Annotated in this window: 13 protein-coding genes and 1 pseudogene; 4 read left to right on the forward strand and 10 right to left on the reverse strand. The window is 44.7% G+C overall.

Going from position 1 to position 16,059, the window contains the following annotated elements; translation table 11 throughout:
• Positions 1–4: 4 nt before the first annotated feature.
• Positions 5–1,687: an aspartate:alanine antiporter gene (locus tag BLO31_RS09415; protein ID WP_070965124.1), complete on the reverse strand. Its 1,683-nt coding sequence runs from the start codon at positions 1,685–1,687 to the stop codon at positions 5–7.
• A 171-nt stretch (positions 1,688–1,858) separates the two neighbouring features.
• On the reverse strand, positions 1,859–2,122 hold the full coding sequence (locus BLO31_RS09420) for a GrxA family glutaredoxin (protein WP_070965128.1): 264 nt from the start codon (positions 2,120–2,122) through the stop codon (positions 1,859–1,861).
• Positions 2,123–2,478: 356 nt separating this feature from the next.
• On the opposite strand from BLO31_RS09420, the gene BLO31_RS09425 reads away from it, so the two are divergent.
• Positions 2,479–3,720, forward strand: coding sequence for an iron-containing alcohol dehydrogenase (locus BLO31_RS09425; protein WP_070965132.1), 1,242 nt, complete (start codon positions 2,479–2,481; stop codon positions 3,718–3,720).
• 46 nt (positions 3,721–3,766) lie between these two features.
• Here BLO31_RS09425 and BLO31_RS09430 read toward each other — a convergent pair whose 3' ends face one another.
• The 5 genes from BLO31_RS09430 to BLO31_RS09450 all read right to left on the reverse strand — a co-directional run bounded on the left by BLO31_RS09430 (position 3,767) and on the right by BLO31_RS09450 (position 9,146).
• A complete protein-coding gene (locus BLO31_RS09430; protein WP_070965135.1) occupies positions 3,767–4,621 on the reverse strand; it encodes a MurR/RpiR family transcriptional regulator in 855 nt (284 codons plus the stop codon).
• A 315-nt stretch (positions 4,622–4,936) separates the two neighbouring features.
• Entirely contained in the window at positions 4,937–6,574 is a 1,638-nt protein-coding gene (panP, locus tag BLO31_RS09435) for a pyridoxal-dependent aspartate 1-decarboxylase PanP (protein WP_070965138.1), read from the reverse strand.
• A gap of 105 nt (positions 6,575–6,679) precedes the next feature.
• Positions 6,680–7,192, reverse strand: coding sequence for a hypothetical protein (locus tag BLO31_RS09440; protein WP_070965142.1), 513 nt, complete (start codon positions 7,190–7,192; stop codon positions 6,680–6,682).
• A gap of 96 nt (positions 7,193–7,288) precedes the next feature.
• Positions 7,289–8,194: a LysO family transporter gene (locus BLO31_RS09445; RefSeq protein WP_070965145.1), complete on the reverse strand. Its 906-nt coding sequence runs from the start codon at positions 8,192–8,194 to the stop codon at positions 7,289–7,291.
• Positions 8,195–8,225: 31 nt separating this feature from the next.
• Positions 8,226–9,146, reverse strand: a complete 921-nt coding sequence (locus BLO31_RS09450) for an HDOD domain-containing protein (RefSeq protein WP_070965148.1) — start codon at positions 9,144–9,146, stop codon at positions 8,226–8,228.
• Between the two features lie 372 nt (positions 9,147–9,518).
• On the opposite strand from BLO31_RS09450, the gene BLO31_RS09455 reads away from it, so the two are divergent.
• A complete protein-coding gene (locus tag BLO31_RS09455; protein ID WP_070965151.1) occupies positions 9,519–10,106 on the forward strand; it encodes a TfoX/Sxy family DNA transformation protein in 588 nt (195 codons plus the stop codon).
• A gap of 101 nt (positions 10,107–10,207) precedes the next feature.
• Here BLO31_RS09455 and BLO31_RS09460 read toward each other — a convergent pair whose 3' ends face one another.
• The 3 genes and pseudogenes from BLO31_RS09460 to BLO31_RS09470 form a co-directional block, all read right to left on the reverse strand.
• Positions 10,208–10,756 carry a hypothetical protein gene (locus tag BLO31_RS09460; RefSeq protein WP_070965156.1) on the reverse strand — a complete coding sequence of 183 codons (549 nt, stop codon included), beginning with the start codon at positions 10,754–10,756 and terminating at the stop codon, positions 10,208–10,210.
• Between the two features lie 177 nt (positions 10,757–10,933).
• Positions 10,934–11,430: pseudogene (locus BLO31_RS09465) on the reverse strand (response regulator).
• Positions 11,427–13,388 (reverse strand): ATP-binding protein, encoded by a 1,962-nt coding sequence (locus BLO31_RS09470; protein ID WP_070965159.1) that lies wholly within the window; start codon positions 13,386–13,388, stop codon positions 11,427–11,429. Before BLO31_RS09470 ends, BLO31_RS09465 begins: the two are co-directional and overlap by 4 nt.
• A gap of 183 nt (positions 13,389–13,571) precedes the next feature.
• On the opposite strand from BLO31_RS09470, the gene BLO31_RS09475 reads away from it, so the two are divergent.
• Positions 13,572–14,834 carry a DUF945 family protein gene (locus tag BLO31_RS09475; RefSeq protein ID WP_070965163.1) on the forward strand — a complete coding sequence of 421 codons (1,263 nt, stop codon included), beginning with the start codon at positions 13,572–13,574 and terminating at the stop codon, positions 14,832–14,834.
• Positions 14,835–14,957: 123 nt separating this feature from the next.
• A complete protein-coding gene (gene serC / locus BLO31_RS09480; RefSeq protein WP_070965165.1) occupies positions 14,958–16,052 on the forward strand; it encodes a 3-phosphoserine/phosphohydroxythreonine transaminase in 1,095 nt (364 codons plus the stop codon).
• Positions 16,053–16,059 lie beyond the last annotated feature (7 nt).

Genomic DNA, 16,059 nt, shown 5'->3' on the forward strand with positions numbered 1-16,059 from the left:
GGGCTTATATGAGAATAATCAACACTGTACCAGCTAAGGTCATAAGAATATTGGCGATTGCGTATGTTCCCGCATAACCCAGAGCAGGTATGGTCGACTTAGCGTAGTCGTTTACAATGTCCATTGCAGGCGCGCATGTGCGGGCACCGATTATGGCTCCAAAGAGTAACGCGCGGTTCATTTTTAACATGTAAGCCCCAACTAAGTAGGCTAATCCTACCGGCACTACCGAAATTAAGAATGACGCCCCCAAGATCTGTAAGCCAAACTGGGTTAAGTGTTCAAACATTTTCCCACCAGCACTTAATCCAATCCCAACCATAAAGAACATTAAACCGAGATCTTTAATCATGTTTAACGCCCCTTGAGGTACATAACCAAAAGTAGGGTGGTTTGCGCGTAAGAATCCAAGTGTAATTCCGGATAACAACAGGCCAACGGCATTACCTAAGCCAAAAGAGACTTGTCCAAATGTCATAGTGACCAAGCCAAACAGAACGCCGAGGATAAAGAAGCTACAAAATGCCAGCAGATCGGACATCTGGCTGTGGATGGAGATAAAACCAATTTTCTCAGCAAGGCCGTGAACGCGGCTTTTTTCTCCACTGACCTGAAGGATGTCCCCTTTGGCGAGAACGATATCGAGATCCATTGGCATCTCGATTTGCGCTCTGACTACGCGGTTAAGAAAACAGCCGTATTCAGAAAGGTTTAAATCAGAAAGTCGCTTGCCGGCGATAGAGTCACTTTTTACAACGATCTCTTCTTCTACAATCCTTAAATCAAGTAAATTTCGGTCGAATACTTCTTTGCCGTTTCGAAAGCTTGGATCGAGTCGAGCGTGGCTATCAGGAAATCCTACTAACGCAATTTCATCGCCTTCTTGCAATATGGCATCGCCATCGGGATGGGCGAGAATACCGTTGCGTCGAATACGTTCAATGTAGCATCCGGTTTGTCGATAGATACCCAGCTCGCGCAGGTTCTTTCCATCAGTCCAATCGATCAGCTCTTGTCCTACTCTGTATGCCCTGATAATTGGCAAATACACTTTGCGTTGGCCAGAGCTACCGATGCCGCGCTCACGCGCTATCTGTTGAGCGGAGTCGGAAAGGTCTTGTTTTTGTAGTTTAGGCATGAGTTTGGCAAAGGTGATCATGCTAAATAGCCCAACTAAATAGGCCATGGCATAACCAACGGATAGGCTGTCTAACACTTCCGAGAAGCTCAGTTCTCTCGGTACGGTCGCCAAACCAGACATAAGCGCATCTTGTGCCCCGACTAAAACCGGTGTCGAGGTCAACGCTCCGGCCATCATGCCCGCTGACAAACCGTAATCTAGGCCAAGGTAGACATTGCTAAAGTAAGTGATGCAAAGTGCGGAAGAGAGTACCACCATACTCAACAAGAAATAGTGCTTACCGTCTCTAAAGAAAATACCGAAGAAGTTCGGGCCCGCTTCGATACCAACACAATAAATAAACAGCATAAATCCGATGGTGAGCGCTTCGGCGTTGAAGCTAAATCCCAAGTGGCCCATCACCAATGAAGCGAATAGCACTCCTATGGAGTTGCCAAGTTGGAAGTTACCAAAACGAATTTTGCCAATGGCCAGTCCTATCGCTAGGACAACAAATATCAATAAGATAGGGTTTTGATCGAGCAAGAGTACAACATCTATGTTCACGGAGCGGCTCTATTAAGCTAAGCGAGAATGAATAAAGTAAGTGTGGGAATTGTATCCGAATATTGCAAAAATTTAAGTAGTTAACTTAGGCTTTTCGCATTAGTTTTTTTGTACTTTTGCCATAAAAAAACCCGCTTCGAAGTGAGCGGGTTTTTCAACAAAATCGGTAACTTAGTCAAAAAGGCCTAAGTTTTCTTTTGCGTATGCTTCGAAGTCGTCACAACCGCCAATGTGCTCTTGGTCTACAAAGATCTGCGGCACGGTTTCTACTGGCTTACCAACGGTCTTTTCTAGGTCAGCTTTAGAGATGCCTTCAGCTTGGATATCAACATAACGGTAGTTGAAGTCATCGCGTTTTTCTTTAAGAGTTTCTGCATGCTCTTTTGCACGAACACAGTATGGGCAAGCAGGGCGGCCGAAAATAACAACGAACATAGGGTAATTCTCCTGAATCTGTTAACTGAAGGTGTCGGGCTGGATTCGAAAACGTTAATGCCCTGACGGTCTCCTTTGTTTGATAGTGTCACTATGCCCGATTGAAGGTAGGAAATAAAGTAGCAATTACCTTTCGTTTTAATAGGTAAAATCTATCGTTCAAAAGCACGGCATTGGGGGTTAAATATTCGTCAGATGTGGTCTAAGTCGCACAAAGCCCATATTATAGCTAAGGACTTTGTGAGAAGTCGTACTAGCTCAAGTATTTTTTTTCGATCTAGTAGCAAGCTTGTATAGCAAGGCACACCTTTTTGGCACCGACTATTCGGGGCATAAGTAAAAACAGGGATGGCAGCATGTTTCAATTTATGACCGCAACGCGCATTGTTTTTGGTGAAGGCGCTTTCCACTCTTCTCTCTCGCAAATCAATCATTACGGATACAGCGTACTTCTTGTTACCGGCCAGTCTACCAAGCGTTGTGAACCTTTGATTCACTATTTAAAGAGTCAAAAGTTTCGCTATCAGCACGTCGCCATTAAAGGCGAACCCAATATTACGATGATTGAAGAGACGGCGGTAGTCAGTCGTAAGTTTCAGCCGGATATGGTTATTGCCATGGGTGGGGGAAGCGTTATCGATATGGGTAAGGCTTTGGCCGCCATCGTTCCCAACCAAGGTGACGTTTACGATTATGTTGAAGTAGTGGGTAGAGAGGTGCCACTTAAATCTAAGCCGCTGCCTTTTATCGCAATCCCAACGACCGCAGGAACGGGTGCGGAAGTAACGAAAAACGCGGTACTGCGCTCTGGGCAAGATAAAGTAAAAGTCAGTTTAAGAAGCCCTGATATGGTGGCTGACGTGGCGATAGTCGATCCGACGTTAACTTATGGTATGAATCGATATTTGTCGGGTAGAGGGGCGATGGACGCTTTTGCTCACCTAATGGAAGCTTATGTATGTGGAGACCCTAATCCCCTGACTGATATGATATGCGAGGAGGGTTTGCGCAGGTTAAGTCGCTCTGTTCTTGCAGGATGCTTACACGATGACCATAGTGCCAGAGCCGATCTCGCATTTGCTGCAATGTTAGGGGGAATGGCGACCACAAATGCTAAGCTAGGGGCTGCTCATGGTTTGGTTTCTGCATTAGGCGGAAAGCTCAACGCTCCGGCGTCGGTAATTAAAGCGAGGTTGGCGCCTCATGTCATGTCTGAAAACATTAAAGCGGCAAAAGAACTCGGCAGACAAGATGTTTTGCATCGTTATCAGCGTATCTCCGCAATAGTGACGGGGCGCAACAACGCTTGTAAAGAAGACGGTGTGCTTTGGATTAAAATGATGTTGGATAAGCTTGAGATCCCCGAGCTTAACCAATTTGGTGTGTGTTCCACTTCTTTCGAGCAAGTCGCCTCTGACGCATTGATGTCCGTCGCAATTCGTGGCAATCCTATCCCCCTAACCAGTGAGCGCCTTATCGACATTCTCAATCAAGTGTGTCGTTGCCAAGGTGAATGCCAGCAAGTGCTCGATTCCGATTCGGCAATGGACAGCAGCGCGAACTTGGTAAACGAATCAGGTATGTTGCAAAGCCAATAAAAAACGGAGCCAATTGGCTCCGTTTAACATTGTGGCGAGTGCTCACTTAAAAGTGCGACAACTTGTCGTAGCGCGAGTCTTTCAACGCATCTTTAACGCGTTTTAGATTTTCGCGGAATCCCGTTCCACGGCGTAGTGTAAAGCCAGTCGCCAGCACATCAATCACCGTCATCTGTACTACGCGACTTGCCATTGGCATGTATACGTCCGTGTCTTCTGGTACATCTAATGAGATAGATAGAGATGCCGCTTTTTCAAGTGGTGAGTCTTTCGCAGTGATCGCAATAACCGTTGCGCCATTTTCGCGGGCAAGGTTGGCAATTTCTACTTGGCTCTTAGTTCTACCCGTATGGGAGACAAGTACTATTACGTCATTGTCGGTACAGTTAATACAGCTCATGCGCTGCATAACAATATCTTCAAAGCAGGTAATAGGGATATTGAATCGGATAAACTTGTTTTGAGCGTCTTTTGCAACGGCAGAAGAGGCACCCAATCCAAAAAATGAAATTCGCTTGGCCTGAGTAAGAAGATCCACCGCTCGGTTGACTTGCATTGGGTCTAAGCTGTTTTTAGCAACGTCCAAACAAGCCATAGTCGATTCGAAAATCTTGTGGGTGTATGCATCAGGGCCATCGTCTTCTTCAACATTGCGGTTTACATATGGCGTGCCATTGGCAAGGCTTTGCGCCAAGTGCAATTTGAAATCTGGAAAACCTTTGGTATCCAAACGACGACAGAAGCGGTTAACAGTGGGCTCACTTACATCGGCCATTTTAGCCAGTGTAGCAATACTAGAATGAATAGCAGTTTGCGGAGAAGCCATAATTACTTCCGCTACTTTTCTTTCAGACTTGCTGAAATTTTCTAGATTCTTTTGAATTTTTTCTAATGTGTTCATAGTGTTCACAGGGGTATAGAGAACAACTCGCTGGTTATACCGAGTGCCTGTAGCACAAGCGGGGAAATCATGTGTTTCCAAATGGGCAGCAACTAACCAGCGCCATGGTTCCAGTATAAACCTAACGCAAAGGTTTACAGTAACATTTGTGCTGCTCAATTGATAAGAATATGACAAGCCTCAAACATTATTTTGGCTAAACTACGGATTTGGTGATGCATATCGGTAAAAATAGCCAAAATTTAAGGATGTTTGATAGATAAATTACATTTCTTAAGAAAGAAATTTTCAGCCAGTTAGCTCAAACACATATTATTAAATAGACTCGGCGAGTTGGTTAATCGCTTCCAATAAGCGTGGTGCTTGACTTGCTATCTCGCGTTGCTCATCTAAAACGGCTTGTAAAATCTCGTAGCTCGTTAGTGGGTTGGCAAGTACGACTCTAAACACTATGGTGTTGAGCTTGTTGTGCTCGATAGGGTTTAGACGCGTTCTCGACACAAAAGACTTGCCCGTTTCCCGTTGGCGCTTTTGCACAAACTTAGTTAGCTCATTGAGCTTCTCGTTAAGCTGCGCTTTTTGCTCAGGATTTGCTTTGCGTAAAGCCTTCTGAACAGGAGCTGGAACATAGCGATAAGTTAACAAGCACAGTTCGGGTTCAGAGATAAGCTCAAAATCGCTTTGGCTTTTAACTAAATCAGAAAAATAGTGCGCTTTTTCAATGCTTTGATTGATTAATAACTCATAGCCGGGGCGACTAATAATGTGCATAGCCGCGTAGACCAGCATCGCCATTCCCGAACGTGAGCCTTCCAAAGTGTGGCTTCCGAGATCTTTTGAGCCTTCGCGAAGAATGTATTGAGCGTGATGTTCAATACACTTCATTGCGTCGGGGTTTTTAAACAGCACCATTCCGGCACCCATAGGGATGTAGAGCTGCTTGTGTGCGTCGATGGTGACCGAGTCGGCCAGATCAACCCCTTTGAGTAAGTGACGGTAGCGATTCGACATCAGTGTGGCACCGCCCCAAGCAGCGTCAACGTGGAAGTGGACGTTTTCAGACTGACAAATTTCTGCCATATCTTGCAACGGATCGACACTGCCTGTTTCTGTCGTACCAGCGACGCCAACAACGGCAAAAGGTTTAATACTCTGTTGTTTTAGCTCGCGGATTTTATCTCTTAGCGCGTCTGGACAGATGCGATTGTTGTTATCGGTCTTAACGGCTACTAAGCCTTCTTGTCCTATGCCTAAAACGTCGGCGGCTTTTTTCAACGAATAGTGTCCGCGTTCTGAAACGAGAACCGCCAACCCTTCATACCCGTAGTGCTTCATGGCTTTTAACAAGCCTTCTTTCTCTACGCCTTTGAAGTTTCCATTCGCTTTAAGGGCATTGTTTCTCGCAACCCATAGCGCGGTAATGTTGGCTATTGTGCCCCCAGAACAAAATGCCCCCAACGAGTGCTGAGCGCTGTGCATCCATTTTTGATAGAAAGAGTCATCTTGAGAGTAAATCAGGCGATGTAGCATGCCTAACACCTGACGCTCTAACGGCGTAAATGCTTTTGACGTTTCGATCTTCACCAAGTTCTGGTTAAGGGCGATCATAATCTTGGAAAGCGGCATCAAGAAATAGGGAAGTGCCGACGTCATATGACCGATAAAGCTCGGGGCAGAAGTATGAACTGATTGGGCAACTAGCGTATCTAGCAAGTGCTCGGTATGTTCTGAAACAAACTCTGGTTGTTCTGGGATAATGGGGTTTAAAAAGTCTTTTTCGATATCTCTTAGCGGTTTTTCTTCCGCAACGATATGCTCGCGCAAAAACTTATTTAAGTTGCGCGATAACTCTTCTTCCATTTTGGTAAGAGTGGAGTCAGGTCCTTCTGGAACGGTGAAGATTCGAAGTAAGCTTTCGAAACTCACATCCGCCGTTTTTTGTTCCGATACCATACAGCTACATTGCTCTAATGATTTTTATTGCAGGCGGGACAATCTAAACGAAAACGGGACCAATGTCCCGTTTTAATTGTCACTGCCATCCTAGTGAGAGGGGGCCTATTGGCACTTTATCTCTTCTAACTTACTGATTGCACTGTTATATCTTTTAAGTGCGGTATCAATCTTTGTCGGATGACTAAGCAAGTCAGCAAAGGCTGAGCGAAGCTCGTAATTCTGGTGATGACGCTTAGATTGACGATCGTTAAAGGTCGTTCTCGCCAGATGTCCTAACTCGTCGCTTCGAGAGGCCAAAACTTTGATGTCTTTTTGCTCTAGTTTTAACCAGCCTTCTACAGCTTGAGCAGTCGCCACTTTCGATGGGTCATTCTCTAAGTAGTAATGGACAGCTGCGCGATTCAGTTCAAAGTGATTTTTACGGCCGTTTAAAAACCATTGGCTCACTTCAGTTAAGTTCGGATCTTGCTCGGCAGTTAAGGCCGTTAAATCTTCGTACCAGTGTAAAGACGCATCAATATACGCGTCGTATTTCTTGGACAGGCAAGTATTGTCATCTGCTAAGGCAAACGTTGAGGTCGCGCTGAGCATTAGAGCAACAATCATGCGTTTCATAGTATTTCCTTTTGACATTTATCCCAGTCGCCTTATGGCTATGGCTTTTATAGTAATTCGAAGAATAATAGAGACTTTAGTACAGATTTCTGCGATCTAGCCTGCAAGAGAGACAAAGAACAGCATCAAGACTGGTACTAAGAGGCTGAGTATAAAACCGCTTACTATCGCTACCGGAACACATCGTACACCACCGGTAGTTTGAATGATTGGCAGTGTAAAGTCCATCGCTGTGGCACCGGCATAACCAATTGAAGTACACGGTTTTGAACGAATAAAGATAGGAATGAGCACTAAAGCAACAAGCTCTCTAAGTAGCTCTATCAAAAAGGATGTGCCGCCAAACACTGGGCCAAAAGCATCGCCCATAAGAATACCGGCCAGCGAGTACCAGCCAAACCCCGAAGCCATTGCCAAGCCTTGGTAATAGGGAAGTTTCAATATCGCCGCAGCGATTAGGCCGCCAATAAATGAACTGACAATGACAGCTCCAGCGATCAGCATGCCCTGCTTGTTTATAAGGATCTGCTTTAGGGTGAGACCGCTGTTTCTCAACTGAATACCAATAAAAAACAGTAACAAAAACAGTATCCACTCGCTGGCGGTATCTACCCATGACAGGCTGAGGGGCAACAGCAAGCCAGCAACCAATCCTCCACCAACGACAAAAATAAGCTTTAGTGACTCTAATGCCATGCTCGACAGGGGGAGTTTGCTACTTTTAACGTCGGTTTCGATGGGAAATAGTTTGTCTATGAATGGCAAGACCGCAAGATTGGCGGCGCCTAAACAGAAAAAGAACACCGCGGTGTACTGTATAATAAGCTGTAGGTTCTGACTTAGGTTGTCTAGTGCAGCAAGGCTCAGTCCCATCAAGGCTAAAATGAGATAAATCAGATGGGAAGTCGCTGAGTTGATTCGCTCTAACTTCTTTTGGTCTGCAACGGCGATAAAATATCCTGCCACCAGAGGGGCAAAGATAAACAACATCCCTGAAAACATGTTACTTCCTGTTGATGGTCACGACCGAAGGTTAAAGGCCACTTGCACTGATCACATCGTTAATTTGAGAGTCAAACTCCATATCACTCAAGTTACTGAGCTTATAAAGAATATCAGCACCAGTCACGTCAAACTCGACTTTGTGTTCATCGATGAGATCATCTTTACGGCGGAACATAAGAATGTGGTTAGCCATTCGAGCGATGTCGAGATAACTTACGTCATAATCTGAGTTAGCATCTGCATGGTTCATAGACACTTCGATAAAATCGTCGTCGAATCCCCAGTTTGAAAGCACGAGTTTACTTGCTTGAGCACATTGGCTATTGAAAATTTGCAAAGCGATGTTTTCGTCAAGGTAGTTACCGCGTTCTAGGTAGTAATAGTACTCGTTGACAATGCAGAATAGTCCAATATCAGCGAGCAAACCTGCCAAAAGAGCTTTGTCCGTTTCAATGTTCCTGTAACGTACATCGCCGCTCTCTTTAAATCCGCGCGCGACCATGACCATAGTCGCCGCCAGTTCCCTTGAGTTTGCGGCACTTTCAATCAATATGCGGTTGCACTGGCTACTCATATTGACCGAGTGCTTAAGCTGTTCAATAGCTTGAGCAGTAACAATATCTCTTACTCTGAGAATACCTAACCTAGAAACGGCAGTTACTAAGTCAGTACACGTGATATTTCTTCGGTTAAATATCACCGAGTTGGCAACGCGAATAACAATCGCGGCGAGACCGGGGTCTTCCAAAAGACTATCCGCAACATCGGTAACAGACGTGGAATCTTGAGTACAGAGCTTTTGAATTCGGAGAACAACTTCGGGAATAGGGGGAAGAGAAATTTTGCCCGTACTGATCGATTGTTCGATGAGCTGAGCAAATTCTGATTCGATGCCTTTTATTAGAAGGTCATTATTTTCTGGAAGCCAATAAAAAGATAGATGATTCATATAATGTGCTGACGTTGCATAACCGTTTTATAGTGTAACTTCGAATGTCTTTGTTAGGCAAATTATCACTGCAGCAAATTGAATGTATGTCAGTTTATAAAACTGGGTTCGGTTTGGAAATCTTTTTTTGCGCGAAAAAATACCACTGTTTCTGCTTGTGATTCTGGTCACTAATTGGGGAATTTGAGATCGAAATCATGTGACGAGTGCACGGACTTATTTTGCAACGTTAACTATCATCTCTAGTACTTTAATTCGATACAACGTCATATTAAAAAATCATTTGTTGGTCGAAGATGTTATTTTTTATCGCTTAAAGCTGCTGGTATCTGGTGATCGTATTAATCGGGGTTATTTTGATTACAAGGATCAATGGATATGACAGAGCAAATGTTCGTACAATATGTCAGTAAGTTTGGTAACTTTACGAAAAGGTCCATGTTTGGTGGGACAGGTCTTTTTCAAGAAGATGCTATGTTCTCGCTAATGAGTACCGATAAGGTATTTATCCGCGGTGGTGAACAGCTTGATACACAACTAACTGGCTTAGGGTGCGAAAAATACAAACATGTCAAAAGACAAACGACAGCGACAGTAAATTACTACGATATTACTAGCCTGTTAGAAAGCAAGCACGATTCGTTGGACAGCATTGTTCAGCAGTCGATTGAGTTTTCAGTATCAGAACGCAACTTTAAAAAGTCCTCTGCGAATCGCCGTCTACGCGACTTACCCAATATGCAACTCACTCTTGAGCGTATGGTGAAAAAAGCAGGAGTTGATGATGTTGATACTTTTATGGCACTAGGTGCTTCGGAGGTATTTTCCAAAGTTCGTGAAGCGTATGGCAATGATGTCGACGTGAAACTACTTTGGAAGTTTGCAGGCGCCATTGATGGCATTCATTGGAAGCTCATCGAAGAGCCGCGTAAACGCCAGTTGCTTGCTGGGTGCCAATAGCATTGACTTTTGATACTGCCTTTTCTTAGTCACTTTGCTTAATTGAGCACAAAAAACCGAGGTTTAATCACCTCGGTTTTTTTACATCAGATGCGTCAGTATTACAGCTTAAAACGCGTGGTGAACATCAACTGGTCACCATAGAAGTCGTTAAAGCGCGCTTCTGCACCAATTGAGAACAGCTCTGTAGAATGGAAACGGCCGTAGATGGAAGCTGTCCACTCGTCGTCATCATTGATAGAAACGTAACCGCCTTTACCGCCAACTTCTAGCTGTGGACCTAACCATTGACGTACACCAAGGTTGAGTTCCATTCCTGTATCTGTCCCCTTGGCTGCACCGTCATCAACTAGACGGAAAAGCATTTCGCCGGTGAGGTCAGCCCAGTTGTTAATAGGGGCGTGGAAACCAAAACCGATACCAGTGTCGTAATCACCTTCAAACTCAGAGTCAGCTCGTCCAATGAGGTGAGCATTAGGGTGAATAGATTTACTGAAAGCAGCACCAAAGGTTACTGGGCTAGCACCAATTCTTGCCTCAACGTAATCGTAGCTAAAGTTGCTCATTACTGAAGGGCTGTTCGGATCGGTTTCTGCCAAAGTTTGGCCTGACAAAAGCAAAAGCGCTGTCGCTAAAATTGTTTTACGCATAAGGACGGTTAACCTATACCTTGTTAGTTTCCTTGGTCTAAAACGCGAAAAAAGCGTCGTGACAATGATTTACGACATCATAATACATCTGAAGTTAGAGTCACCTACAAATGTCATTCTTTTGTCGAATTGTTTGAACTATGCAAGCCGTGTACCAATTCAATGAAAGTTTCGGTCTTATTCCCCATAGCTAATACGATTTTTTGCAATCGCGTTTAATACTTTTTCAGTGTCTAAGATAGAGGCCCAAGGCATCAGCTCTGGTTCACATTCGATGATGTAGCTAGTGAGTTGATCTTTAACTACTTTTCTTAATTCATCTCCACGCCAAGGCTTGGCAATGTAAAAATCGAGCTAGAGTGGTTGATGGCTTCGACCGTATCTTCTAACCCTGCTTGACCAGTAAGAAGCAGTTTTCGACAGTTTTCTGTCTCCTCTTCTTGGGCCAGTTCAATCAGAAACTCTATGCCTGTTTGCTCTGGCATTATGTGGTCGCATAAAATTAATGCCAGAGGTGTCGACTCGTTGGCACAATCGGCAATGATATCCTTGGCCTCTGCAACGGACTCTGCCGCTTCTACGACAAAGTGCTCTTCAAATTCATCTAGATCTTGGATAACGCTGTCTAAAACTTCGCGCTCATCGTCGACACAGAGAATTAAGTACTTATTCATTGTTCACTCCTTAGGTGAAAAGAAGATGAAGGGTCTTGGTTACACGGCAACCAAACCGCCATAGTAGTGGATTGCTCTGGTGTGGACTCCACTTTAATCTCACCACCGTGTTGATTGACGATTTGCTGACAGACAGATAGCCCGATACCCAAGCCAAAATTGCCTTCTTTTTTGGTCGTAAAGTTCAAGGCGAAAATGCGTTCTTGTATCTCTTTGGGTATACCACTGCCATTGTCAGAAAAGCGAATAACCGCCCACTCTTGTCCATTGCGATGTTCAATAGCACTTTTAATGGTCAGGCAACCTTTTGCAGGAAAGGCGTCAATCGCATTCGAAACTAAGTTTGTCCATACTTGTTGCAAAGCAATGGGTAGGCAAGATACAGGGGGCAACTCACCGTAATCCTTAATGACTTGGTGCATTTTTAATTTGCTTTCAAAGATGACTAATGTGTCCTCTATTCCCTCGTGCAAGTCGCATTCGTGGAAAGTTTCATCGTCTTGGCGGGCGTAGCCTTTAAGGCTTTTTACCATGTCGGCAATTCTTTGAGCGCACACATTGATAGAGCGAAGAGTGCTCCCTGCTAAATGGTAGTTTTCCAGCTCTTCGATATGTTGTTTGGCATGGTTGGGATCGCGGTCAAACAGATGAAGTAAGTCAGGGTCTTCTTCCAGCCCCATTTTAACCAGCTTTTTGGCGACTCGACGATCAGTAACCCTTTCTGATATGGATTTGGTTTTTTCACGTTCTGCTGCGGTAGATAAGGGGCTTGCCTCTAAAGCTCTTCTAAGTACGTCTGCGCCTTGAGCTAAATCTTGGTGATCACTCGGTCTAGACATCAAATGGTCAACACTGTTGCTCAAAGTTTCTGTTCCGCGCAGGATCGCAGCTATTGGGTTGTTAAGTTCATGAGCCACGCCAGCGACCAGTTGTCCTAACATCGCCATCTTTTCTCTCTCAATGAGTTGTTGATGGGCGGATTCCAAAGACTCAAGTGTGTGCTGCAATTGAATTTTTGTAGTGATACTGCGCTGTAAACGACGATTGAAATGTCTCAACAGCAAGTTGGTGAAAAGCGGCAACAGTTCAGTGTGAGAATGCATGACTTTTGCAAATACTTCTCTGTCGAGCTTAATCACTTCGGTAGATGTCAAAGTAATCGCGGTGGAAAAGGAAGCCTCGCCAGTAACAAAAGACATGCCTCCAACAATGTTGCCTTTAGTATGTCGGACCACTTCGCGCTGAATGCCAAGTTCGTCTTTTTTATACAGGGCAACCTCTCCATCGGTAATGAACCACAAAAATCGATTGGCTTCTCCTTCTTTGGTGAGAAGGTGCTCAGGTGAGTATGTTCTTCTTGCCCTTGTCTCATCACTTTTGTCAAAAAACTGATGAAGAGCATTGATCACGCGTTCGGCGAGCTCGCTATCGGTGAGTTTGTGGTGGTCGGAGATAAAACCTTCGCGGTAACTGCGCAATTTTTTGTCAATGTGAGCGCGAAGCAGCCTTTGATGTTCCAGTGTTTGACTATAGCTGAGCAGATTGTCTTTATCGTGCTCCATAACAAAGGTTGTCAGCTCTTTTTTGACAGTCTGATACACCAGCTTGTCTTGTAGCGGCTTGGTCAAACAGTGGTCAAGCCGGCCTTCATTGACGGCGGCCAAAATGGCTTGGATATCTTGACCACAGCTGAGCAGAATTTTTCGCGCCGTCTGAGTGTGTGGGATCTTGTCTAAATGGATCAGGAAATCGGCCCCATTGAACCCTTCGTCATGAGCTGCGATCACAAGTGCAACGCTTTGCTCTTGATCTTGGCACCAAGTCAGGGTGTTGTGCGCTTCTTGCAATGTCGATGCGGAATAAAGGTCGAAGTGTCCAGTAAATGAACTCAATTCATCGCTTAGCTGTTGCGCACTTGTCGGGTTGTTGTCCAAACACAAAATGGCAAAGGGGTTCAACGTATCCTCTCAAATCAGCGGTTTACTCGTTATCACCTTAACAGGCAGGGGAGGGTTTTGCTGAGAGCTGGGTTCGAGATTTGTTTGCGACTCATACGAAATTTAGCCAAGGTCACATTAGACTGAAAAAATGCACCGATTTTGTTGTAGACTAGGAGAAAATCTCAGTAAGAACATGAAATTATGCATGAACTAAAAAAATACGGAGCCATCGGTGGTGGTATATCTCTTCTTTTGTGTTGGCCCTTAGCCGTAGGACAAATCGGAGAGAGCGTTATTACCGACGGAATGAAGCAACTAAACAATAGTTCTGTTTCCGGTGAGCTAGTCAGCTATGACCGCGGCTACTTGTCATCAAAAGTGACGACTCAGTTTTCAGTGACCGACCCTATGTTGTTAGAGCAACTCACTACAGACGGTTTACCTACGGAGTACACGGTTGTCAGTGAAGTTAAACACGGGCTAGTCAGCTTAACTTCGGTTTCAAAGATAGAAGACTTTAACGAGCTGCCACTAACGATAACCACAAAAACTCAACTCAACGGAGATACGGACTTTAAGGTTGTGCTCGACCAGTGGTCCACGGTTATCGAAGCGGAAGAAAATGCTGCTGTTGAAGTGGCTAAATCAACCATCAGTGGACACCTCACCACCACTGGCGATATGACATTCGACTTTGATGTGCCTTTGGTCAATGTTCAGTTTCATTCAGGAGAGAGTGTCAGGCTCGAAAACTGGTTAGGTGAAGGACAAGGAAAATACACGGGTGCATTTTGGCTTGGCAGTCAGTCCTATCAAATCAAATCGTTGAAAGCGCTCGATCTCAATGATGCGGTGCAATTCCAAATGGATAACACCTCGTATGTTTTGAATACGTCTGTAGATGAGTCCACATCTCGTCTTGATAGCAAGCACGCGATAGCGATTGAATCGATAAAAGCGCCGGATGCCACCATCAGTGACTTTGCTCTTGATGTCTCTTTTGGCGACATCGACAACCAATCTCTTACCGAGCTTTACGATCTGTATGCACACAATTCAATATTGAGTGAATCCGACATTGAAAAAGCGGTACCTATGGTGGAGACCTTGTTGGAGAAAGGGTTCTATTTGGCGATGGAACGCTTAGAGCTCAAGGTGGACGATGGCCAGTTTAAGACTCATTGGAAAGTCGCTGTACCAGAAGGCACAACAGGTATTGCACATGACCCGATGCAAATCGTTCCGGCGTTGGTTGGCAATATGGATACCTTTGTCTCCGACGAGCTGGTGGCTAACTATCCTTTTGTGCGTCAAACCGTCGACGAGGGCTTAGTTATGGAATTTGTAGAGCAAATTCAGGGTGGTTATGGGATGAAAGCCGACCTAAAAGATGGAAAACTGATCTTTAGCAACGGACAAGAGATCCCCGTATTTGCTTTGTTAATGCCACTGTTGCTTCAATAACAATGGCAAAAAAACGTTACTGACAGAAAAAAGAGGTCTAAAGACCTCTTTTTTGTTTTTATATGCTCAAAAAAGTGGTATTAATCACATTAATCTAATTAAGAGCAAGGAGCAGAGTAAGTCATGGGCGATACCAAGGACATCATTTTTAACTTTAGTGCGGGTCCCGCAGCGCTGCCAAAACCAGTGATGGAGCAAGCTCAGTCAGAGTTTATCGACTGGAATAACTTGGGCACATCGGTGATGGAGATCAGTCACCGTAGTAAGTCGTTTATCGAAGTCGCAGAACAAGCAGAAGCAGACTTAAGAGATTTGTTAGATATTCCAGCGAACTATAAAGTGCTGTTTTGCCAAGGTGGTGCTCGTGCTCAGTTTGCTGCTGTACCTCTTAACTTGCTAGGTGGCAAAAACAAAGCTTCCTACATCGATGCTGGTTACTGGGCAGAAAGTGCGATTGCCGAAGCGAAAAAATACTGTGATGTTGACGTATTTAAAGCTAAAACTGAAATTGATGGCAAGCTTGCCGTTCACCCTGCATCCGACTGGAAAATTGACTCAGAAGCGGCTTACGTTCACTTCTGTCCAAATGAGACTATCGACGGAATAGAGATCTCTGATCTTCCGCAAACAGATAAGCCAATTATTGCCGACATGTCTTCCAACATTCTTTCTCGTAAAATTGACGTGTCTAAGTACGGCGTAATTTATGCGGGAGCGCAAAAGAACATCGGGCCATCAGGTCTATGCATTGCCATTGTGCGTGATGATTTGTTAGAACTTGCAAGTGATCTACTTCCTAGCTTTATTAGCTACAAAGTACTGGCAGCGAAAGACTCTATGTTCAATACGCCACCAACATTTGCGTGGTACTTATCGGGGTTGGTGTTTAAGTGGCTTAAAGCGCAAGGCGGCGTCGCGGCGATCGAAGAGTTGAACAAGAAAAAAGCTCAGCTTTTATACAGCTATATCGATAACTCAGATTTTTACGTTAACAACGTACATAGCGACAACCGTTCTCGTATGAACGTTCCGTTTCAGTTAAGCAAGCCAGAACTGGATGCTCAGTTCCTCGAACTTGCTGAGCAGCGCGGTCTCGTTGCACTTAAAGGACACCGAGCTGTTGGTGGCATGCGCGCATCCATCTACAATGCGATGCCACTAGAGGGAGTTCAAGCTTTAGTCGACTTTATGCGAGAGTTTGAAGCAGAAAACGCCTAACGTTATT

Source organism: Vibrio sonorensis, from assembly GCF_001854765.1.
In the GTDB taxonomy this organism is placed as follows: Bacteria; Pseudomonadota; Gammaproteobacteria; order Enterobacterales; family Vibrionaceae; genus Vibrio; species Vibrio sonorensis.

Coding starts and splice junctions, on each gene's coding strand:
- BLO31_RS09420 (WP_070965128.1), bottom strand. CDS start 2,122: ATGTTCGTTGTTATTTTCGGCCGCCCTGCTTGCCCATACTGTGTTCGT.
- BLO31_RS09425 (WP_070965132.1), top strand. CDS start 2,479: ATGTTTCAATTTATGACCGCAACGCGCATTGTTTTTGGTGAAGGCGCT.
- BLO31_RS09430 (WP_070965135.1), bottom strand. CDS start 4,621: ATGAACACATTAGAAAAAATTCAAAAGAATCTAGAAAATTTCAGCAAG.
- panP (WP_070965138.1), bottom strand. CDS start 6,574: ATGGTATCGGAACAAAAAACGGCGGATGTGAGTTTCGAAAGCTTACTT.
- BLO31_RS09440 (WP_070965142.1), bottom strand. CDS start 7,192: ATGAAACGCATGATTGTTGCTCTAATGCTCAGCGCGACCTCAACGTTT.
- BLO31_RS09445 (WP_070965145.1), bottom strand. CDS start 8,194: ATGTTTTCAGGGATGTTGTTTATCTTTGCCCCTCTGGTGGCAGGATAT.
- BLO31_RS09450 (WP_070965148.1), bottom strand. CDS start 9,146: ATGAATCATCTATCTTTTTATTGGCTTCCAGAAAATAATGACCTTCTA.
- BLO31_RS09455 (WP_070965151.1), top strand. CDS start 9,519: ATGGATATGACAGAGCAAATGTTCGTACAATATGTCAGTAAGTTTGGT.
- BLO31_RS09460 (WP_070965156.1), bottom strand. CDS start 10,756: ATGCGTAAAACAATTTTAGCGACAGCGCTTTTGCTTTTGTCAGGCCAA.
- BLO31_RS09475 (WP_070965163.1), top strand. CDS start 13,572: ATGCATGAACTAAAAAAATACGGAGCCATCGGTGGTGGTATATCTCTT.
- serC (WP_070965165.1), top strand. CDS start 14,958: ATGGGCGATACCAAGGACATCATTTTTAACTTTAGTGCGGGTCCCGCA.